The 20,951-nt window shown below is 45.2% G+C and carries 18 protein-coding genes; 12 read left to right on the top strand and 6 right to left on the bottom strand.

Annotated features, from left to right (window positions below):
* Window positions 1–31 precede the first annotated feature (31 nt).
* Complete coding sequence (locus tag QUA43_RS24960) at window positions 32–286, bottom strand: DUF433 domain-containing protein (RefSeq protein WP_333377326.1); 255 nt, start codon at window positions 284–286, stop codon at window positions 32–34.
* Window positions 287–733: 447 nt separating this feature from the next.
* Here QUA43_RS24960 and QUA43_RS24955 point away from each other — a divergent pair, with 447 nt between their 5' ends.
* Complete coding sequence (locus QUA43_RS24955) at window positions 734–1,075, top strand: hypothetical protein (protein WP_333377324.1); 342 nt, start codon at window positions 734–736, stop codon at window positions 1,073–1,075.
* A gap of 141 nt (window positions 1,076–1,216) precedes the next feature.
* Here QUA43_RS24955 and QUA43_RS24950 read toward each other — a convergent pair whose 3' ends face one another.
* Window positions 1,217–1,609, bottom strand: a complete 393-nt coding sequence (locus tag QUA43_RS24950) for a DUF4189 domain-containing protein (protein ID WP_333377322.1) — start codon at window positions 1,607–1,609, stop codon at window positions 1,217–1,219.
* A 153-nt stretch (window positions 1,610–1,762) separates the two neighbouring features.
* On the opposite strand from QUA43_RS24950, the gene QUA43_RS24945 reads away from it, so the two are divergent.
* From QUA43_RS24945 to QUA43_RS24925, 5 genes are all read left to right on the top strand, one after another.
* Complete coding sequence (locus QUA43_RS24945; protein ID WP_333377320.1) at window positions 1,763–2,590, top strand: hypothetical protein; 828 nt, start codon at window positions 1,763–1,765, stop codon at window positions 2,588–2,590.
* A gap of 186 nt (window positions 2,591–2,776) precedes the next feature.
* Window positions 2,777–3,415 (top strand): ThiF family adenylyltransferase, encoded by a 639-nt coding sequence (locus QUA43_RS24940; RefSeq protein WP_333377318.1) that lies wholly within the window; start codon window positions 2,777–2,779, stop codon window positions 3,413–3,415.
* Window positions 3,416–3,544: 129 nt separating this feature from the next.
* Window positions 3,545–3,901: a peptidoglycan-binding domain-containing protein gene (locus QUA43_RS24935; protein WP_333377316.1), complete on the top strand. Its 357-nt coding sequence runs from the start codon at window positions 3,545–3,547 to the stop codon at window positions 3,899–3,901.
* A 282-nt stretch (window positions 3,902–4,183) separates the two neighbouring features.
* Window positions 4,184–4,750, top strand: coding sequence for a DUF924 family protein (locus tag QUA43_RS24930; RefSeq protein ID WP_333377314.1), 567 nt, complete (start codon window positions 4,184–4,186; stop codon window positions 4,748–4,750).
* Window positions 4,751–4,881: 131 nt separating this feature from the next.
* Window positions 4,882–5,337, top strand: coding sequence for a DUF6575 domain-containing protein (locus QUA43_RS24925; protein ID WP_333377312.1), 456 nt, complete (start codon window positions 4,882–4,884; stop codon window positions 5,335–5,337).
* A 65-nt stretch (window positions 5,338–5,402) separates the two neighbouring features.
* Here the strand turns inward: QUA43_RS24925 and QUA43_RS24920 are convergent, their stop codons facing one another.
* Entirely contained in the window at window positions 5,403–6,749 is a 1,347-nt protein-coding gene (locus QUA43_RS24920; RefSeq protein ID WP_333377311.1) for a sorbosone dehydrogenase family protein, read from the bottom strand.
* Between the two features lie 313 nt (window positions 6,750–7,062).
* Window positions 7,063–7,563, bottom strand: coding sequence for an autotransporter (locus tag QUA43_RS24915; RefSeq protein WP_333347632.1), 501 nt, complete (start codon window positions 7,561–7,563; stop codon window positions 7,063–7,065).
* Window positions 7,564–8,233: 670 nt separating this feature from the next.
* Here QUA43_RS24915 and QUA43_RS24910 point away from each other — a divergent pair.
* Window positions 8,234–8,869, top strand: coding sequence for a L,D-transpeptidase (locus tag QUA43_RS24910; RefSeq protein WP_333377309.1), 636 nt, complete (start codon window positions 8,234–8,236; stop codon window positions 8,867–8,869).
* A 204-nt stretch (window positions 8,870–9,073) separates the two neighbouring features.
* Here QUA43_RS24910 and QUA43_RS24905 read toward each other — a convergent pair whose 3' ends face one another.
* On the bottom strand, window positions 9,074–10,942 hold the full coding sequence (locus QUA43_RS24905; RefSeq protein WP_333377307.1) for a tetratricopeptide repeat protein: 1,869 nt from the start codon (window positions 10,940–10,942) through the stop codon (window positions 9,074–9,076).
* A gap of 72 nt (window positions 10,943–11,014) precedes the next feature.
* The gene (locus tag QUA43_RS24900; RefSeq protein ID WP_333377305.1) at window positions 11,015–11,788 is read right to left on the bottom strand and encodes a Uma2 family endonuclease; all 774 of its coding nucleotides are present in this window, start codon (window positions 11,786–11,788) and stop codon (window positions 11,015–11,017) included.
* 549 nt (window positions 11,789–12,337) lie between these two features.
* Between QUA43_RS24900 and QUA43_RS24895 the strand changes: the two genes are divergently transcribed.
* From QUA43_RS24895 to cobN, 5 genes are all read left to right on the top strand, one after another.
* The gene (locus QUA43_RS24895; RefSeq protein WP_333377304.1) at window positions 12,338–13,261 is read left to right on the top strand and encodes a hypothetical protein; all 924 of its coding nucleotides are present in this window, start codon (window positions 12,338–12,340) and stop codon (window positions 13,259–13,261) included.
* A gap of 690 nt (window positions 13,262–13,951) precedes the next feature.
* A complete protein-coding gene (locus QUA43_RS24890) occupies window positions 13,952–14,764 on the top strand; it encodes an ABC transporter ATP-binding protein (protein ID WP_333377302.1) in 813 nt (270 codons plus the stop codon).
* Between the two features lie 212 nt (window positions 14,765–14,976).
* Window positions 14,977–15,714 (top strand): ABC transporter ATP-binding protein, encoded by a 738-nt coding sequence (locus QUA43_RS24885; RefSeq protein WP_333377301.1) that lies wholly within the window; start codon window positions 14,977–14,979, stop codon window positions 15,712–15,714.
* Window positions 15,711–16,571: an EamA family transporter gene (locus tag QUA43_RS24880; RefSeq protein WP_333377299.1), complete on the top strand. Its 861-nt coding sequence runs from the start codon at window positions 15,711–15,713 to the stop codon at window positions 16,569–16,571. Before QUA43_RS24885 ends, QUA43_RS24880 begins: the two co-directional genes overlap by 4 nt.
* Window positions 16,572–16,762: 191 nt before the next feature.
* Complete coding sequence (gene cobN, locus QUA43_RS24875) at window positions 16,763–20,935, top strand: cobaltochelatase subunit CobN (protein WP_333377297.1); 4,173 nt, start codon at window positions 16,763–16,765, stop codon at window positions 20,933–20,935.
* Window positions 20,936–20,951: the final 16 nt, after the last annotated feature.

Here is a 20,951-nt window from a genome sequence, read left to right as displayed (position 1 = left end):
CCTCAAGCGACAACTTTTTACCTTTTTTCAATTATTCTTTAATTTGAGCAATAATTTCTTGTAATTCTGGATTAGCGATGGATGACACTAACTGGGAATCTGCCGCAGCCAAAGCCGCGCGCAACTTTTCAGAAGTGAGTGCGGGATATTTCTCTAACACTTGCTGTTCCGTCCATCCCGCAGCAAAGAGCCCTAGCAAAAATTCTACAGACAATCGAGTTTCTGGCGCTGCTGGTTGACTTGTTGAAGCTTTCGAGTTTGGATGAATGAGCTTTCGCCAGTCCATTGTTTTACTTAAACGATTTGGGAAGATTCCGCTGATTATACTGCATTTGGGCACAGTGGAAACACGGGCCTTGTTGACTGATTGTGTAACATGATACGGCAGGTAATACCATTTTAGATTTGAGATTTTAGACTGGGAATCACTGATGACAACCAGGGTTTGGGGTTTGGCGACAGTGGCATTTTTTTTTGAGGTGGTGTCATTTCCCGATTTGGCGATTAAATTGTTATTACGATCGCAGTACAGCACTTTCTTATAGACTAGAGTAATGGGGTAGCGACGGGGCGATCGCCCTTTTTCCTTTTGTCCGTTTCAATACCAAACCGCGTTAGCGAAGCCCTCGAAGAGGATCGCACTCGATCTCAACCCACTGTCTAACGAACTGTGCAACCCACTGTGCAACCCACTGTGCAACCCACAATACAACTACTTTAACTTCTTAAAACTATGGGAAAAAAGTCGAAAGCCAAAAAATCCCAGATCAAAAAATCCAGTTTGCTTTGCGCCAGACTCCAAGAAGCTCTCGATCGAGGCAGCAAAGTTTGGATTAAAACAAATAATAGCAGTTTCGGTGGCATCCCGATTAATTTGTTCGGGGAGTTTGCGGAACTTTTGGTGATAGTTCCCCCTAACGAACAGGCGGAAAATATCGATGCTTACGGACAAGTTACGTGGCTGATTCGACTCTCTGATATTATTGCACTAGCTTATCCTACTGAATACTGGTCTAAAGATAGATTAGAAAGTTTGCTGCCACCAGATGCAGTTACTTCCGAAGTAGGAGATTAACTGTAAGGTGCACATGGTGCACCCTACTTTTAGCTGATTTGTATTCGGTAAGGTGCGCCCAGCGCACCTTAAACTTACTATTGTCTAAACTATTTTACCAGCGATAATCTACACTGCTCCGACGAATTTTTATCACTTTAATTAGTTGTTGCAAGCTGAAAGCTGCACTTTACAACTGCCGCCCTCTAGTTCGCTGCAACCGGCAAGAGCTTGAGCTTCTGCTGCGGCTTTATCGTCGCCCCAGCCCGCACCGGCTCCTCCTTTGCCTACTGCGATCGCTCCACAATTATTACTATTAGATGTCAGGGCTTCGCAGTCGTTCGCACCTCCGCTTTGTTCATTGCAGACGGCTACTGCTGCGTTTAGTGCTTCTTTCTCTGTAGCATGATCCCAACTAATACCAGTGGCGTCAGAAGTCGGAGAATAAGCAGTAGCTCCATAGCTGTCCTGAGCTTTAGCAACCTGGACTGAGCCAAAAAGAGGAAGTGTCAAAGCTGTGACTACAACCCACTTAGAAAAAAGCTTTTGCAGCATATTTACTTAAGATATTTACAAGGTTAAGTTGCGAGGTTCGCTCAATATTATATTAGGGTATTGATTCGCGTCAACAGTGTTGATAAATCTTTATATTTGTTTAATTTAAAAGTGTTTTGGGTAACAAAAAGTAAGATAACGGAGGTCAATTCAGTGGCAGATATCCGCAAAATCCTCAGCCAACTCGCGGCCCAAGAAGCGCACCTACTCGATAACCAATTCCTGGCTCCTTGCGTGTCCGGGGGAAGGGTGCGGATAAGAGTTATCTCAATAATTTATACTTTTCAACCGCAGCCGCGCAACTTTGAAGGATGGGCTATTTTTAAGCCTGTCAATGAGAAAATTGCGGCGGTGATTGAGGAGCCGAGTTTGCCGCAAGTGGCCGAGTATTTGCAACTGCTCGTACCCGTTCGCTTGCACTTGGCTTGCGTGCTGCAAGGGCAAACGTGGCTGGCTTATCCTGTTAACGAATCTGATGCTAAACAGCGCACTGGCGTTGCGAAACCCGTACCAGTTCATTTAGTAACTGAAGGTTCGCAATTTGAGCCGATTGTTGCGCGGTGGGACGGTCATTGTTTGTGGTTTGAAGAGATTGACAGGCGCGCCGATCCGCTGCCCTCTGAGAAGTTGAAAGCAGCTTTAAAAAAGTTGATTTTGTCTCAAGAAGTTCGCTTTAAAGGGATGACGCCGGAAATGCGAACAGTTTACGAATTAGTGTCGCGAAATATTAAAGATTTCGATCCAAAAGTGCGGGCTGAACAGCGCTTGCAGCGGGCGTTGAAAATGGGCGGCGGTGAATTGCGGGACTTTTTCGATCGCCAAAATTATTGGCTGGTTGAATGGACTAGCGGGAGTGGAGAACATCACACTTCTGCGATCGCCAAAAATGACTTGACAGTGATGAGTGCTGGCATTTGTCTCAGCGGATTGGACAAAGACTTCGACTTGCAATCATTAGTTGGAGTAGTTGAAGATAGATAATGGGAATGGGGAATTGGGCATGGGGCATGGGGCATCGGGGAATATCTAATAGTTAGTTGTCAGTTGTTAGTTGTTAGTTGTTAGTTGATCCTGGTTTTTATAAAAAATAATCAAGAAATAACCAATGCCCAATGCCCAATGCCCAATGCCCAATGCCCAATGCCCAATGCCCAATGCCCAATGACTATGAGTATATTTTTTCACGAACAACTTTACAGAAGTGCCGCAGTGATGTCGCAGATCAAAAATTTCCCGGTAACGGTGTGCGGCGCGGGCGCTTTGGGTGCGAATATTACAGAAAGTCTGGCGCGATCGGGCTTTTGCCATTTAAAAGTCATCGATCGCGATCGCATCGAGGAACGCAACCTTTCGACTCAACCCTATTATCGATCGGACATCGGCGCATTCAAAGCCAAAATTCTCGCCAACAACCTCTACCGCGCTTTGGGAGTCAGCATTGACGCCCACTCAAAAGAATTGACACCCGCAAATGCCGATCGGCTGCTAGCCAACAGCGCCACAGTCATCGATACTTTTGATAACAGTGTCGGGCGGCAAGCAGTCAAGGATTTCTGTGCCAGTGTCTCCCTTCCCTGCGTGCACGTCGGATTAGCTACCGATTACTCCGAAATAATTTGGAACCAACACTATCGGGTTCCTTCAGCGGCGAATGATGACGTTTGCGATTACCCGCTGGCGCGAAACTTGGTAATGCTGACAGTTGCAGTTGCCTGCGAAGTAATTGTTACCTTTGCTGCTACCAAAGAGCAACAAAATTTAACTTGCACGATCGGAGATTTTGCAGTAAAGCCACTTATATTGTAGAATGTCGGTTGACTGTTGCCAGAAACCTGGTCAATCAAGATTGGATGCCCCCATCCTATAAACCCGGTTTCTCACCCTCAAACAATTGTCCAACTTGCAAAAAACGCTTGAAAAATTAACAGGGAAAGTATGGCCGGATCACAGACTTTTTATTATTTACTAGCAATTCTCGCTCTATTAGTTTTGACGGGCACAAGTAGAGCAAACTATGCAGCGGGTTCCGCAGTTTGTTACACTGATGATTGCCATCAACCAGTAGTGAGACACCATAAAAGGATTTTAAAATGCGGCTCGAAAGGGCACGATGTGAAGAAACTGCAAAAGTTGTTGAACGCGCGGGGCTTGTCCTCACACCCGATCGTAATTGATGGCGTTTTCGGTCCGACAACCGAAGATGCAGTGAAAAGATTTCAGCGGCAAGCTCATATTCCTGTAGACGGAGTTGTGGGAGGCAAAACTTGGGACAGACTGTTTGCTAGTTCGTAACTTGAAGCACCGGACAACAAAGGTTCCTAAGTCAGTCGATTTTAGATTTTAGATTTTAGATTTTAGATTTACTCGATAACAGATGAATCTGGAAGCTTAAACTCTGTAATCTAATTTTTTTTCTCGACCCTCGATAGCGTCGGAAAGCAAATACCTGTGTTTGGGTGGAGTCATCTTTGGTAATAATTAATCCCTGGGATTTGTAGTTGCATATTAAGTAGATTTTGTGCAACTACAGATACCTAAATTCCCATCAAGAATCAATCGCACACTAGATTGGTAATGAATGAAGTTTTAGATTTTTGGTTTGGTCGATCGAACTCTCCTGAGTTTGGCAAAGTCCAAAAGAAGTGGTTTGAAAAAGATGCGGATTTTGATGCCCAAGTGCGATCGCGCTTTTTGCAGCAATACGAACTAGCCACCTCCGGTCAACTCGACTCATGGCAAGATTCCCCCGAAAACTGCCTCGCATTAATTATACTGCTCGATCAATTTCCGCGTAATATGTTTCGCGGAACGCCCCAAGCATTCGCCACAGACAACAAAGCTTTAGCCACCGCCGAATATGCTGTTAATCATAACTTCGATCGCGAATTGCTGACTGTACAAAAAATATTTGTTTATCTGCCTTTTGAACACAGCGAAAAGTTACAAAACCAGCAAAAATCTGTCGAACTATTTAGCCAACTCAGCGGCGAACCAGACAGCGCTTCACTGATTGAATACGCGCAGCAGCATTTGGAAATAATCGAGCGTTTTGGGAGATTTCCCCACCGCAATGAAATTCTCGGACGCGAAACAACCCCGGAAGAAGCGGAGTTTCTGAGACAACCCGGTTCGGGATTTTAAAGTGCGATCGCAAAACCTGTAGGCTACTTAGGAATTAGAATTAAAAAACTTGCATTTTTTGTAGGTTGGGTTGAGGAACGAAACCCAACATTTTCGCTAAAATTTTCCTTAACCCAAGCGTATTGGAATATATGGAACAATTAATAGCATTTAAACTAAGTAAATTTCCTCTAACTCTCAGAAGCATAGTCAATTTAGAGTATTTCGACGGCCCGCTACTATCGCTTTTTGAGAATGAATACGGCGATAGCTATCTTTATTCTTGGTGCGATGTAGATAATTTGTACAATCGCTGGTTGGTTTTCAGAGTTGCACAACTAACTCTCAAGCTTTACATAGAGGGACAAGTTTCATTGCACGAGTTAATTGTAAATCCTGTTGACGGATTTCTATATTCATTAGATATAGACAATGATTTACAGGTGAAAAAAACTTATTTAATCCTGCCTGAAAATTTACCGGGAGTCTACTTGCCAGAAACAGATTCCTATTACGAACTGTCTGATTTAAATCGCGAAACTGCGGAAGAAGATAGGTTATTAATTTTTCAAAAACTTTCCGGTGAATCTAAACTTAGCAGGGTTTGAAGCTGACTAAAAAACCAGAGTCCCGACTTATTGAAAAAGTCGGTATTTAATAGATCGCCCAATCGTCAGCGGCGATACTGCACCCGATAAATCCGGTTGTTCGCTTCCTCAGTAAACAGCAAACTCCCGTCAGGTAAAACCAGCAAACCAACCGGCCTCCCCCAAGTTTTTGGGCCCGACGGATCTGTCAGAAAACCAGTCAGAAAATCCTCATAATAACCTTGAGGGCGTCCGTTCGCCGCATTAAAAGGTACAAACACGATTTTATAACCAGTTCCAGCGTTCCGATTCCAACTGCCGCGAAACGCCACAAATGCCCCGTTGAGAAATCTTTTGGGAAACGTTTTGCCGTCGTAAAACTGAAGCCCCAAAGCCGCCGAATGCGCCTGAAACAGCACGTCTGGCATTAATGTTTTAGCCGCTAAATCAGGTCGATCGCTATTGCCGTTTCTGGAGTGGCGCGGGTCGAGCAAATTCGGCTTAAAATAAGTGTAAGGCCAGCCGTAAAACTCGCCTTGACGAATTCTTGTCAAGTAATCCGGCACCAAATCATCTCCCAAACCGTCGCGTTCGTTGACTGTCGTGTAGAGTTGATTTGTTTTTGGGTGAAAATCCAATCCCACCGGATTTCGCAAACCAGAAGCAAAAATTTGCGGGTTCTTGCCGTCCAAATTCATCACTTGAACAGAGGCCCTCGGCAGCGGTTCGACATCGGCATTAGACTGCGATCCAACTGAGACGAAAAGCTTGCTCTTGTCGGGGGAAACGATAACATTTCGCGTCCAGTGTTGGTTGTAGCCACCGCCAGGTAAATCGACAATTTTTTGACCGGTACCGGTCAATTGTTCCTGCCCTTTTGTGTAGGGAAATCGGCGGACTTCAGCGGTATTTCCGAGGAAAAAATAGCGATCGGCAAAAGCCATGCCAAAGGGAATATTTAACCCGTTTTGGGCAGTTGCAAAAGTTTTGCGAACCTCAGCAACCCCGTCGCCGTTGGCATCTCGCAACAGCGTAATCCGATTCTGCCGGGTTTCTGTTACCAAAACATCGCCTGTCGGCGTCAAAGCTAGCCATCGGGGAGCGTCTAAATTGTCAGCAAAAACGTTGACGACAAAGCCAGGAGGCACTCGCAGCACTGGCGATGCGGGAATCGGTACTACTTGAGGAGGTTTTGAGGCGCTTTCGCTGGCTCCTGGCTGCGGCAAGGAAGTTGCAACAATACGGATTGGCTGCGGCGAAAGCGGTTTGGTCGGTACAATTTGATTTGTGCCAACATTTGCCTGCGGTGCACGGGAGGGAATTTGCGACAGGGGGCGGTTGTCGCCCACAGCCGGGGCGATCGCATCTGTCGCTCGATCGCACGCAATCATCGGCAACAGCAGAATTAGCAGCAAGAAACGCAGGTAATACATAGCAGCGATTTCTCCACAATTGCTGGACAATTCTATTATTCTAACTGCTATTAAACAGCGAAGCCACCGCGTGCGCGGTGACTTAATTTCGCTTACTCATACCAGTTGCAAAAAAAGAAGGCAAATGTAGGCCCGTATTCCAAACCTTGAGCTTCATCAGTCAATCGATTTTAGATTTGCGATTTTAGATTTTTGATTGAAGAAAGCGATCCCACGAATGAATCCGGGGGCCCCGGATCAAATTGCTTGATTGTCATTGCCAATTTTCAATCGAAAATCTAAAATCTAAAATCTAAAATCGTATAACCTCGGTCTACCAAAGTCCTCTCACAGGAGCCGGACGGGGAGCCGGAGCCGGAATTGGACGGGGAGCCGGAATCGGAGCCGGAGCCGGAGCCGGACGAGGAGCCGGACGCGGTGGCGGTTCTGGAGCCGGACGCGGTGCCGGTGCTGGGGTTGCGGGACGAGCAACCGTTGTGGCTACCACCTTATAATCGGGGATCACCGCGATATTTTGTATCTGAGATCCGGCGACGGTAGCTCTGACTTTCATTCCCGGTACTAGGCCAATAATTCTCAGGACGCATCTTTGAATCCTGAGAGTCCTGTACGGCGCGCTTTCTTCGCGAATAGTTACTACATCGCCGACAATACTTTTGACAAAACCGACAATGGTTGTAGTGTTTGCTGTTGTGGTGGTCTGCGTTTGGGCTATTTGAGTTGCAGGGTTAGCCATCGCAGGATGTACTGAGACCGCCGAAATTACCACCGACAGTGTTGCACCTGTCAATAATTTGATGTTCTGAAGACGCATTGAAACCTCACATTAACTGCTATTCAGGGTCGGGTTTGCTTCCGCTGCACGAAAGTCCCAACCTCTATACCTAATCCAGTTTAATCCCCAAAGTAGGAAATTTATGACAATCTCAAAAAAAGATTATCGAACAAGTATTGAAAGACTAAATTTTACATCATAAGTTCCCCATTTACAACAAGTTCAGCGATTTGCATCTCTAGAGTGTTGCCGTGATATATTGAGTTTATTCGATCGACCGTTGCAGTTTTTTTCCGCCAACCTAACTGTTGCTGGGAGGAACTCTACCCAAAGACAGATTGTGCTTGCCGGATACAGCAGCGCCACAGTTTGAATACTCGATCGCCAGTTGGCCCTGGCTAAAAAATCAAATTAGTCGGAGGTGAAATTTAATCATTTTCTGGCAATATTTACGCATAAACCGGGTTTGATCACGACATTCTATTGCGTAACTCCACTGAGCCACTTATAAAAACCTTGTGGTTTTAGTATTATTGCCTAAGCTTTGTGCTGAGTTACAAGTTATCAGTGGTGGAATTTAAACTAAAAACTGTACAGCGCAGTTGCCGTCAAAAAGCCATCTCAAAAATTTTCTCATCGGGTGCGGTTGGCGGATAATTAGATAGGAACTTTGTAGGAAATGCTGGTGAGGAGTTTAGCGAAGAAAACAATGGTGAAGAGCAAATTTTTGTTTAACAAGTTAATTGTACTGAGCTTGAGTGCAGCCGCGCTGTCGGTCGGCCTACAGCAGCAGGCGACTGCCGAATTGGTGGCTAATTCAAGTAATAGTGCGATCGCAGCGCAGCGGCCCACATCCGAGACAAAATTGCCGAATCTCCGAACGCCAGAACTACCGCCCTTGGGAGAACCATTTCGTTATATTCCCCAGGAACCACAGCCTGCGGTAAATCCTATTGAGGAAGTGCGTTTAGTCCTGAAATTGCGAGAACGCCGCGTCTATGTTTACCGACAAAATAAGGTGCAAACCAGTTTCCCGGTTGCTGTGGGAAAAGGCGGGTGGGAAACTCCTACAGGCAATTTTAAAGTGATGCAAATGATCAAAGATCCTGTTTGGCAAAACCCTTGGACAGGAGAACTTATTCCTGCTGGGCCAGACAATCCATTAGGGAGTAGGTGGATGGGATTTTGGACGGATGGCAAGAATGTGATTGGTTTTCATGGTACTCCGAATCCAGAGTCGATCGGGGGGGCGGCTTCTCACGGCTGCGTCAGAATGTTTGACAAAGATGCACAGGCTTTATTTGAGAAAGTTGCAGTTGGAACGCCGGTGATTGTTGAGCATTAATTATTTGGAGATTGGGGTGCATAAAAACACAGGAACAGGCAAGATGCCTGTTCCACAAAGACTTAAATTTGGTTGTGGGGAGTAGGGGTTGGGCCGAAGAGCCCGCCCATGAAAGACTTATTGATAATGCAGCTATTGGGTGAGTTAAAACTTACATTTTGCACCCCTCTCGGCAACAGGCTTTTCGGCCTGTTCCACAAAGAGTTAGATAGATTGCTGATATTTTTCCAGCAACTCCGGGATGTAATCGTAGCCATCAACACCGATCGCCGGAATGATATTCGCTCGACTTTTAGCCAAAGCTTGTTTAAAAGATTCCGCCCCCATTTGACCCCGCAAAATAGTCAACAAACCAGCCGATTGACGCCACTCCATCGCACCAATTTGCTCCAAAGTATACATCCCCAAACTGCCTGCAAATATCGCTTTTTCTAGTGAGTTGATTCTGTAATAAGCTTGAGCCAAGTAAGCCAAATTCAGACCTTGCAAATATAAATCCCCTGAGAATTGAGCCGCTTGCCAACCTTTGAGCAAATATTCGATCGCAGCTTCAGCATTTTCCAGGGCGATTTTAGCAATACCCAGACTGCTGGAACAAAAAGCTTGACTTTGCCTGTCTCCCAATTTTTCCGATAGCAACAAACCTTGTTCCAAATAACCGATCGCACTCTCGTAAACCTCCGGTTCCACCTCCTCCAACTGCCGCGCTTGAAACACTTCACTGTAACCCAAATTAGCCAGAGCATTTGCCTCGCCTTGTCGCTCTCCCGTTTGTCGTGCCATAATTAAAGCCCGCTGGCTGTAATTAATCGCTTCCTGATAATTTTTTTGAGCAACATAATTGCGGCTGATGTGATTGAGATTGGCAACTTCGCAAGCTTTGTCTCCTTCGGTACGGGCAATTTCCAGCGCTTGCTTGTGCAGCAAGATCGATCGCTCATAGGCCCCAGCCGCCTGCATCGAATAACCCAAAAGCGTCAGAATTCGAGCTTTCGCTTGAGTGCCTTCAACTCGCCGCAGCGGTTCGTCTAAATAATCCAAAGTATGCCGCAGGGCTTTACCATCAAACGAAGCAAAAATTCCTCCGTAAAGCGGAAAATATTCTCGCTGAGAAAAAGCGCGCAAAATTTGTAAAGTTACTTGAAAACAAGCATTTGCCAACTGTTCGCCGCTCTTGGTAGAATTATTAAACCCACTAGCTAGCTGACTCCAAATTACCGCAAAAGTAATGTAAGTAGAAATTGAAGCTTTTGTTGACACTTTGGAATCGTAAACTTGCTTGTCAAACCATGTCGCCAACGCCCGCTGCAAGCACTGCAAAATAATCGCCACTTCCACCAATATGCCTAAATCTAAATTCGATTGCTGGGCTGCGAATTGAACTACAGATTCACCGCTCGCAATAGTATTCAACAGAGCCTGGGGAAAGGGACTGTTAACTTTTTTTGCCCAAAAAGCCCAAGGCCCATTTTGTTCGGGACTACCGGCAAATCCTAGCTGCTGCGGCTGATAAATCCAGCCCACAAGTTCCGGTTCCAAACGCTGCCAAGATTCTAAACCTTTGGCGATGCCGGCGGTGATTTGCTGCAAATCTTGTTCGGTTTCGGGATTGGCAGTTTGCAGCATTTGTTGGTGCAGAGATTTTGCCAATTGCTGCAATTGAGCCAGAGTCAGCGGATGTTCTTTATTCGGATCGATTACTTGCAATAATGCCAGGAGGCGGGCGTTAGATTCGGCACTAACTATTTGTTGAATTGAGGAGGCAATTGCGCGATCGACGCGGTTATCTTTCTGCCAGCGTTCCCATTCTCCTTGGATGGTTTTGAGAGCTCTGAGGCTGCGATTTGCCTTTGCTTGTTTGATTTCGTCTTTTTCATTTCTGAGTTGATTTTCGGCGGCATCAAGGCGTTCGCCGAAACAGCGTTCAAAGATTTCGCCAGTACCAGTGCTAATGTCTTGCACCAGCATTTGATAAACTTGTTCTTTGGAGCGAATTTGACCTTTGAGGGTGATTTCGACAATTTTGTCGATTAGTGCTAGGTAGCGATCGCGCAGTGAGGTAGAGTCTGGCATAATTTATTTTTAGTTAATAAGTTTTTATGGACAGCGCTGGCAGCTTGCACCATTTCATGCTGCTATTTAATTTTACAGCTCCTCTGGATTAATGCCCATTGCTCTGAGGCGATCGGCCAAACGATTTGCTCGCTGTCTTTCTGATTCGGCTCGCCGACTTTCTAATTCAGCTCGCTGCCTTTCAAACTCCTCTGGAGTCAGAACCCAATCGCCACTGACATCGTACCAACGCAGCCACAACCTCGAACAACCTTGATAACAACCTTCCCACAAACCTATACCTAATTCTAATTCCGGTATCCAGAATCTGGGTTCGGTTAAAAATTGTTCGCGGTAACGATTGCCAATCAAGCGAAATACTCTCAGTTGATTGTTGTACCGACTGAAAACAAAGTAGTAAGGAATCTGCAAAATCTGTTCGTAAACTCGCCACTTAGTAGGGGGTTTATTTCGTGCTTCTTCTGTAATTCCTAAATCCTCATTTTCAGTTCCAGGTGATAGCAGTTCTACTACTACCAGAGGACTGACATTTTCTTGCCACATCACGTAGCTGAGGCGCAATTCGTCACCTTGATATAATCTCGGAACCCCCAAGACGACAAACCAATCAGGTCTTTTGTACCAATTGAGATGGTTAGAATCGTAGTAGAGATTAAGGTCTGTCGCTATAAATATTTGTTCGGGTGGATGATTTGCGGGGCGGCAGGTTAGACGCAGCAGTTCGGGTTGAAAGTCGTGAAATTCGTCAGGCAAACCGGGTTCCTCCGGGTCTTCACTGGGTAAATCATACATCGTAGGGAGGACTTTTGTTCGCGAAGGCTGCGAATCCGGTTCGTATATCGTCATAAGATTACCCAGGCGAGACGGCTTGACGAGATTGAGGCGGTACGGCAATTGTAATATTATAGCGCGATGTGATTTGTTGTGGCAGAACGTCGCTATCCTTTGCACCGGAAATTTTTGCTAAATATTTTTTGCTAAATAACGATAACCCACGGCTTCTCTTAATAAAAATTATCACCTCGCTCCGAGGGTTAGTTTGATTTTTTTTTGAGACTTATCAGGTATTTTAGTATGTAATGCAGGTAACATTTTTAAGTGCGAACACTCAGATTGTTGAGTCTGATAGTGCGCCGAATTCGAGCGACAAAAAAATATGACGACGGGCAGTAAAAAGATGTTGACATATATGAGCTATTTGTGGTACGTTAAATGGAATCATTTATTATACATCTGCTACCCAATATCTGCGACACAATTAGTGGTGGCTCTGCAAAATTCTTGGTGAGTACAGAAGCCGTTTTCGGTCAACGGTTAGACGGCTACACCAGGACTCAATTAAGACTGTGTTAGTATCTTTACTGTTTACATCAACTGATTTTGAGGTAACAAACAATGAAAGACTTAATAATGGGTTATGCAACAAACTGTAAATTCGATGATTTCTACAGATTCGTTGCATCCACTCGTCAGCATTGCGATCCAGACAAAGTTGATATTGTTGTGTTTATTAATGCTTTAGGAGATGAGTTCGCCAAGGTAGCTCTAGAAAAAAATATCACCCTTATACCAGTTGAAAATGTGTGGAAGTGGGTTACTAGCTCAAAGGTCCTAAATCTCATCTATCACGCAAAGATGGTGGGACTGCAAGCTTTAATTCGACTAAGTTCAGGCTCTAACCGTACCTACTTAGAAGAGGATTATAGGAGTACGGTTGCCAATTGGATTCATCCACTAGCAGGTCGGTGGATTACTTACCATACATTCCTTAAGGTTAACTCCAGTTATCGAATGGTTATGACTTCAGATGTGCGTGATGTTGTTTTCCAAGCTTCTCCCTTCGATGACTTGGACTCTAGTAAGCTTCACGTTTTTGAAGAAGCAGGTATTTATTTTGGGCCGCCCACAAAAGAAAATGTAGATAGTGAATGGGTGAGTGCTGTTTATGGAAAAAAAACTCTTGAAAAACTGTTGGGAAAACCTATACTCTGTGCAGGCACAGTATTAGGAGGAAACCATCTCATGATGCAATTAATTGAATTAATGGTGGTGGAGGCTCAACGCCATCGTCGTAAACCTCTAGATCAAGCAATGTTCAATAAGGTGATTAACTATGAATTTCCCAGTAACCAAACGGTGAAACATAATTTGAAGAGTGGTGCCGTCCTCACACTGTGTGGAGATTATGAGGGAGTTTGGGAGATTCAGGATGACAAAGTGATGGTTGATGATCGACTTGTTCCTGTTATACATATGTACGATCGCGATTCTCGGACTAAGGAATTATTTCTCAGCAAAATTCCCAGTCCACAGAAGTAACCTGTAACCGGATTTGCTTAGGAATTATGTAACTGGCTTACCTTAATCGGACTCTGCGATTTTCTCAAGTCTTGGTTTAAACTCCGTGAACCGTTACATCCCTGCTATTCTATTCCATGAAATTCTGTAATCGCTTCGGAAGTTGAGTTTAACTTCCCCGTGGGGGCAGGGCTGTTTCGGGGCAACCACGGGGGGATTGCCCCTACCGAAAAGCAGGCTTTTGTAGGGGCGGTGCTAAGAGTGCCCGCCCCCACCCACAGATGATTTCATGGGCATTTCAGGCATCGGGGCTCTTCACGAGGGTTTGCCCCTACAAGAAAATGAAACCGCCCTGGGAGGCAATCTGTTTGGGATTAGCTGTGGGTTTGTCCCCAATTCCAGCCACAGCATTGCGAGTCAACAGCAAACGCGATGTGAAAGATAGAAACTAGAGAGCAATTACGGCAGCTAATCTTTGTCTGCAGTGCTTCGTCATGGGCTAGAATCCTTGTGTTTGATGAGCCGTCTCAGTCATTTGAATAATTCTGTTTACATTCTCATCAAGGTGTTTCAGGACTCCGGGCAATCTAAATTTGTGCTTGTCCGTCGTGAAATCCATCGCCCTAAATACTGCTTAAAAAGCGCCACTTTAAGAACATTCCGCAGTCTAAGGCATAATTAGATATCTTATATTCGTTCTATGATGTGTTTATGATTTCCGAACCCCTTACCATCTCAACCAGCAATCCTGTTTTAGCAGCCAAAGGATTAACTCGCCGTTTTGGTGGTTTAATTGCTGTAAACGATGTATCTTTTACAGTTCAAAAACACGAGATTTTTGGATTGATCGGCCCTAACGGTGCTGGCAAGACAACTCTATTTAATGTAATGACTGGACTGATACCTGCCTCTAGTGGCACTCTAATTTATCAAAACGAAAATATTTCTAAACTGCGACCTTATCAAATTGCTAATAAAGGTATAGCCCGAACATTTCAAAATATTCGGTTGTTTGGGGAACTTTCGGTACAGGAAAATGTGGCGATCGCCCGACACATCCACAGTAGATCGGGCAATCCAGTTTTATCGGTGCTGGCGGGGATTTTCGGCTTGCCAGCGTCTAACGCAATGGAACGCAAAACCCAGCGAAAAGCCTTAGAATTGTTGGATTTAGTCGGATTGGGCGATCGCGCGGGCGAACAAGCCAAAAACTTGCCCTACGGCGACCAGAGGCGCTTAGAAATTGCCCGCGCTTTAGCCCTAGAACCGCAAATACTCTTGTTAGATGAACCTGCAGCGGGGATGAATCCCAATGAAAAGCACAAATTAAGCGAATTTATCCGAGAAGTGCGCCAACAATTCAATTTAACTGTAATATTGATCGAGCATCATGTACCGCTTGTTATGGGATTGTGCGATCGAATTGCCGTGTTGCATTTCGGTCAGCTTATTGCTTTGGGAGAACCTGCTGTTGTGAGGAATGACCAGGCTGTGATTGAGGCTTATTTGGGAGATGAAAAATAACTAAGGAAACCCGGCGATTGGAAATCGCGTCTACACAAACAATGTCCGCCTACGCGGACTAAGAGTAATATTAAAAAATCACATATTGCACCATTATTACACATTCTGTAGGGGCGGGTTCACCGACAATAATTGCCTAAAAATAACAAGCTCATAAACCCGCCCCACCCAACAGTAAATCGCAATGTACCTCAAACTCAAAGTCACAAAAAATGCACGATAGCCCACCCAAAATATCTCAAAATATCCTCTTAGAACTGAAGAATCTTTGTGTAAATTATGGCGGAATTCAAGCTATACAAAATATTAATCTCACGATTAATGCGGGGGAGGTTGTCAGTCTCATCGGCGCTAATGGTGCGGGCAAAAGTACCACACTCAGGGCTATTTCCAAAATAGTTAATTTGCGACAAGGACAAATTATTTATAGCGGGCGCGATATTAGCCGCCGCCAAGCTCACGAAGTTGTGAAATTGGGAATCGCCCACAGTCCAGAAGGGCGGCGGGTTTTGGCGCAGCAAACGGTGTTAACTAACTTAGAATTAGGGGCCTATATTCGATCGGACTCGGCAGCAGTAAAAGCCGATTTAGAGCGCCAATTTGAGATATTTCCGCGCCTAGCAGAAAGGCGTCGCCAGCTAGCAGGAACTCTCAGCGGCGGGGAACAGCAAATGCTGGCGATCGCCCGCGCTCTGATGAGTCGCCCGAAGCTGCTATTATTAGACGAGCCTAGTTTAGGCTTAGCACCTGCGATCGTCAAAGAAATTTTTGCAATTATTCAAAACCTGCGCTCCACAGGCGTTACAATCCTTTTAGTCGAACAAAACGCCAGTTTAGCACTGCAAATTGCCGATCGGGGTTACGTACTAGAAGCTGGTAATATTACCCTCACAGGTATAGGAGCAGATTTGCTAAACGACGAGCGAGTCAGGAGCGCATATTTAGGTTGACTTGGTTAATTTTTGGAATTTTGACCGCTTTCTTTGAAGCCGTCAAAGACGTTTTTGGCAAACAAAACCTCAAAAAAAGTGACGAATATGTTGTAGCTTGGTCTCTCTCATTTTTTTCAGTCATCTTTTTGATTCCCTGGGTATTATATACAGGAATTCCGCCATTAAATTCTCAATTTTGGCTCGCCCTATTAATCGGAGGTAGCATCAACGCTGTCACAGCCCTCCTCTACATCAAAGCCATCAAAGTATCAGATTTATCACTGACAATACCGCTGGTAGCTTTGACACCATTATTCATGTTGGTAACTTCGCCGTTAATTGTCGGTGAATATCCAAATTTTTTTGATTATATTGGCATTTTGCTAATCGTATCAGGCTCTTATTTATTAAATATCAAAGAAAAATCTAAAGGATATTTGGCCCCATTCAAAGCACTGCTGGACGAACCAGGGCCAAAATTGATGTTAATCGTCGCATTTCTCTGGAGTATCACCTCAAATTTTGACAAAATAGGAGTGAAAAACTCATACCCTATTTTTTGGCTATTCTCTTTGTTTGGTACAATGACTGTCTTGCTACTGCCAGTTTTATTGCACAAAACCCCAAATCCAGGGCAAAAAATTCTCAAACAATTACCAATGCTAGCGGCTATGGGGTTTTTCAATGCTATTGGAGTGATTTTTCAAATGCAAGCTTTGACATTAACTTTGGTAGTGCAAGTGATCGCGATTAAGCGTACTAGCGTGTTAATGGGTGTATTGTTCGGTCATTTCATTTTTAAGGAAAAAGATATTCAACAAAGATTATTAGGGGCCGGAATCATGATTTTGGGAGTTTTATTTATCAGTTTATAGGTTGAGACTTCCGGAACTTTGACGCTCATTCTCCCCCCGAATGTAGGGGCGGTGCCCCCGTGATCGCCCTCTCTCGGTTGGCCGGGGATGTCTGGGTTGGAAACAAGCCCTAGCCTCTATTAATGTATAAGTCATGTTATACTCAAGGCGATCGCACTTTCTCTCACTATTTATTAAGATAAAAAAAATTAATGCACAAAATAGCAGCCACACCCGGAGGTTGGAACCCTCAAGCAGAAGGAGTAATTTTTATTCAGCAAACCCCAGCACCAATAGTATTTATTAGTGCTGCTGACACCGACATTCAAACTCTCGCAGCGGCGGCATCCAAAATGCCGGCAAATTTTCCCAAAGTGCGCGCAGTAAACCTGCTTCAGTTGCAGCAACAACTAACAATTGATACCTATGCCGAGGAAGTTTTAGAACGCGCCGAGGTCATAATCCTAAGACTTTTAGGAGGACGTTCTTATTGGTCTTACGGGTTAGAAATTCTGCGAGAAACGGTGCAGAGAACTAACGCATCACTGATTGTAATGCCGGGAGAAGACAGTCCTGACCCAGATTTAATCAGCCATTCCAATGTATCGCTGTCAGCAGTCAATCAACTTTGGCGCTATTTCACAGAAGGCGGAGTCCAAAACTTTGTTAACGCGCTAAAATTTGCCGCCGATACTTGCTTGAAAACTGCTTATAATCCACCGCTACCTCAAACAGTTTTCCGCGTCGGAATTTATGATTGGAAAACTCTTGTGGGGCAGGCATCTTGCCTGCCCTTACAAGATAGCAGGCAAGATGCCTGCTCCACAATACAAAATGATGCTGGCTCCACAATACCAAATAAGTTCCCCGATAATTTATTAAATTTACCAACTCTAGCTAAAGTCGGAATCTTATTTTATCGTGCTCATTACTTATCAGGAAACTTGGCACCCATTGATGCACTTTGTCAAGCTCTATCAGAGCGAAACTTAGTCCCCGTTCCCATCTTTGTGTCTTCTCTTCGGGAACCAGATTTGCAAATAGAATTGCTGGACTATTTTCAACCTAAAGAATCAGACCCAATTCAATTATTACTCAACACCACAAGTTTTGCAGTCTCCGGTTTCAGCAGTCAAGAACCGGAACAAAACAGCTTAAAATCCTTAGACGTTCCTGTATTGCAAGCAATCTTCAGTGGCGGCGGTTTGGAACAGTGGGAAACTGAATTACAAGGACTTTCGCCCCGCGATGTGGCGATGAATGTAGCATTGCCGGAAGTAGATGGAAAAATTATTACTAGGGCTGTTTCTTTTAAAGCGGTACAGACTTGGAACAGCGAATTAGAAACAGATGTAGTAGGCTATGTAGCAGCGGGCGATCGCATTTCATTTGTAGCAGATTTAACGGCGAATTGGGTGAAGATGAAACAAACCCCAGCCGCCAACAGACGCATCGCCATAATTCTGGCAAATTACCCCACCCGCAACGCCCGCTTAGCCAACGGTGTCGGCTTAGATACGCCCGCTAGCTGTGTCGAAATCCTCAAAGCTATGCAGCAAGCGGGCTATCAAATTGAAAACATCCCTGCTAGCGGCAACGAGTTAATTGAACAGTTAACTTCTGGTGTGACAAATGACCCGGAAGGACGCGAATTGCGGCCTGTTCATCAATCATTGGATTTGGCAGAATATGAAGAATATTTTGCTACTTTGCCGCAGCCAGTACAAGATGGGATTTGTAAAAGATGGGGGCTTCCGGGAAGCTATGCACAAGATTTAATAAGTAACAATACGTCTTTTCCGATTCCGGGAATTCAGTTTGGGAATGTATTTGTAGGCATTCAACCATCGCGGGGATATGAACTTGACCCCGCCTTGAATTATCATGCCCCAGACTTAGAACCTACTCACAATTATCTAGCTTACTATTATTGGCTGCGAGAAAAGTTGGGAATTGACGCTATAATTCATGCTGGAAAACACGGCAATTTAGAATGGCTTCCCGGTAAAAGTATAGCATTGTCTAACAAATGTTATCCAGAAGTAGCATTAGGCGCGATGCCGAATTTTTATCCCTTCATTGTCAACGATCCGGGGGAAGGTTCCCAAGCAAAAAGACGATCGCAAGCTGTGATTATCGACCACCTGACACCGCCGATGACTCGCGCCGAACTCTACGGGCCTTTGCAGCAGTTGGAAACCTTAATCGATGAGTATTGCGAAGCCCAAAGTTTAGATCCCTCCAGATTACCCATGATTCGCGATCGCATTCTCGCCCTCACGAACAAAGAAAACTTAGATAAAGACTTAGGGATACAACTAAATAAATCGGAATTTACAGAATTTATTACTCGCACAGACGGCTATCTTTGCGAACTCAAAGAATCCCAAATCCGTGACGGATTGCACATTTTTGGGCAGTGTCCCGAAGGTAGACAGTTGCGCGATTTGATAATTGCGATCGCCCGCCATCCCACCAACGGGCGATCGGGCTTAACGCGCGCCCTAGCAGAAGACTCAGGGTACGATTTCGACCCCTTAACCTGCGATCCAACGTCGATAATTCAGCACCGCACAGCAGGCGATTTAACAGCAGAACTCGAAGAAAAAGCCGCTGAATTAGTAGATAATTTAATCGAAAACATCCGCGTTAATCCGCGTTCATCTGCGGTTAAAAATATCCAAATAGGAGAAGCCACCCAACAAGAATTAGACTGGATAAATAACTATCTTTTACCTTCACTCCTCCAAACAGACCAAGAAATTACCAACCTTTTGCGCGGACTAGATGGGCGGCACATACCAAGCGGCGCATCCGGCGCACCCACTCGTGGCAGACCCGATGTATTGCCCACAGGTCGGAATTTTTACTCAGTAGATATCCGCGCCATTCCCACAGAAACTGCCTGGAGAGTTGGCAGAGTTGCTGCTGAAACTTTAATCGAAAGATACACTCAAGAAAACGGGGAATATCCGAAAACTTTGGGTTTGTCAGTGTGGGGAACATCCACCATGCGGACGGGGGGAGACGACATCGCCGAAGCCTTGGCGCTGATAGGAGTTCAACCAGTTTGGGATGGCCCTTCGCGCCGGGTTGTAGATTTTGAAATATTGCCAGTTTCTGTTTTGGGAAGGCCGCGTGTTGATGTTACTTTGCGAATTTCGGGGTTTTTCCGCGATGCTTTTTTTAATTTAATTGATTTGTTTGATAGTGCGGTAAAAGCTGTGGCTGATTTGGATGAACCGGCTGAAAATAACCCTTTAGCCGCACAAGTTAAGGAAGAGATTTTGTATTGGGAATCTACAGGTTTGAGTCAGGAAGAGGCGCAAGGGCGATCGCAATTTCGAGTGTTTGGCTCAAAACCGGGTGCTTACGGCGCAGGACTTCAAGGCATAATTGAAGCTCAAAACTGGACAGACGACAGCGATTTAGCAAAAGCTTACATTAATTGGAGCAGTTACGCCTATACAAGTACCCCCCCAACCCCCCCTTATCAAGGGGGGGCTAAATCTAATTCCTCTGCTTTACAACCAGGGGATACCCCCCCAACCCCCCCTTACCAAGGGGGGGCTAAATCCAACTCTTGTCCCCCCCCTTTACAAGGGGGGGCTAGGGGGGGTGAATTAAGTTCTGAGGCTAAATCCAACTCTTGTCCCCCTCCTTACCAAGGGGGGGCTAAATCCAACTCTTGTCCCCCCCCTTTACAAGGGGGGGCTAGGGGGGGTGAATTAAGTTCTGAGGATAAATCCAACTCTTGTCCCCCCCCTTTACAAGGGGGGGCTAGGGGGGGTGAATGGGGATGTTCTGCACCCGAAGCATTTGAAAAACGCCTCGGGCAAATGCAAATAGTTCTGCAAAACCAAGATAACCGCGAACACGACATCCTCGACTCCGACGATTATTATCAATTCCAAGGCGGAATGACTGCCGCAATCCGCAATTTGCAAGGCAAAAATCCTGAAACTTATTTTGGAGATAATTCGATTCCTGAGAATCCGAAAGTCCGACAATTGCGGGAGGAAATTGCGCGGGTTTATCGCAGCAGGGCTGTTAATCCCAAATGGATAGAAGGTGCGATGCGACACGGTTATAAAGGCGCGTTTGAAATTGCAGCAACTGTTGATTTTTTGTTTGCTTACGATGCTACGGCAAATTGTGTAGAGGATTTTATGTATGAAGGAATCGCAGAGGCTTACATTTTTGATGAGAAAGTGCAGACATTTATTCAAGAAAACAATCCTTGGGCACTGCGAGATATGGCGGAAAGATTGCTAGAAGCTCGTCAGCGGGGGTTGTGGCAGAGTGCGAAGCAGGATACATTGGATAAATTGAGGTCGATCGCCCTGCAAGCCGAAGCAGTCATCGAATCTCATACTGGTTTCTAGTCTGAACGGAGAAATG

It is taken from the genome of Microcoleus sp. N9_B4, assembly GCF_036701635.1.
GTDB lineage: Bacteria > Cyanobacteriota > Cyanobacteriia > Cyanobacteriales > Microcoleaceae > Microcoleus.
This window is presented reverse-complemented; position numbering and strand designations above follow the sequence as displayed.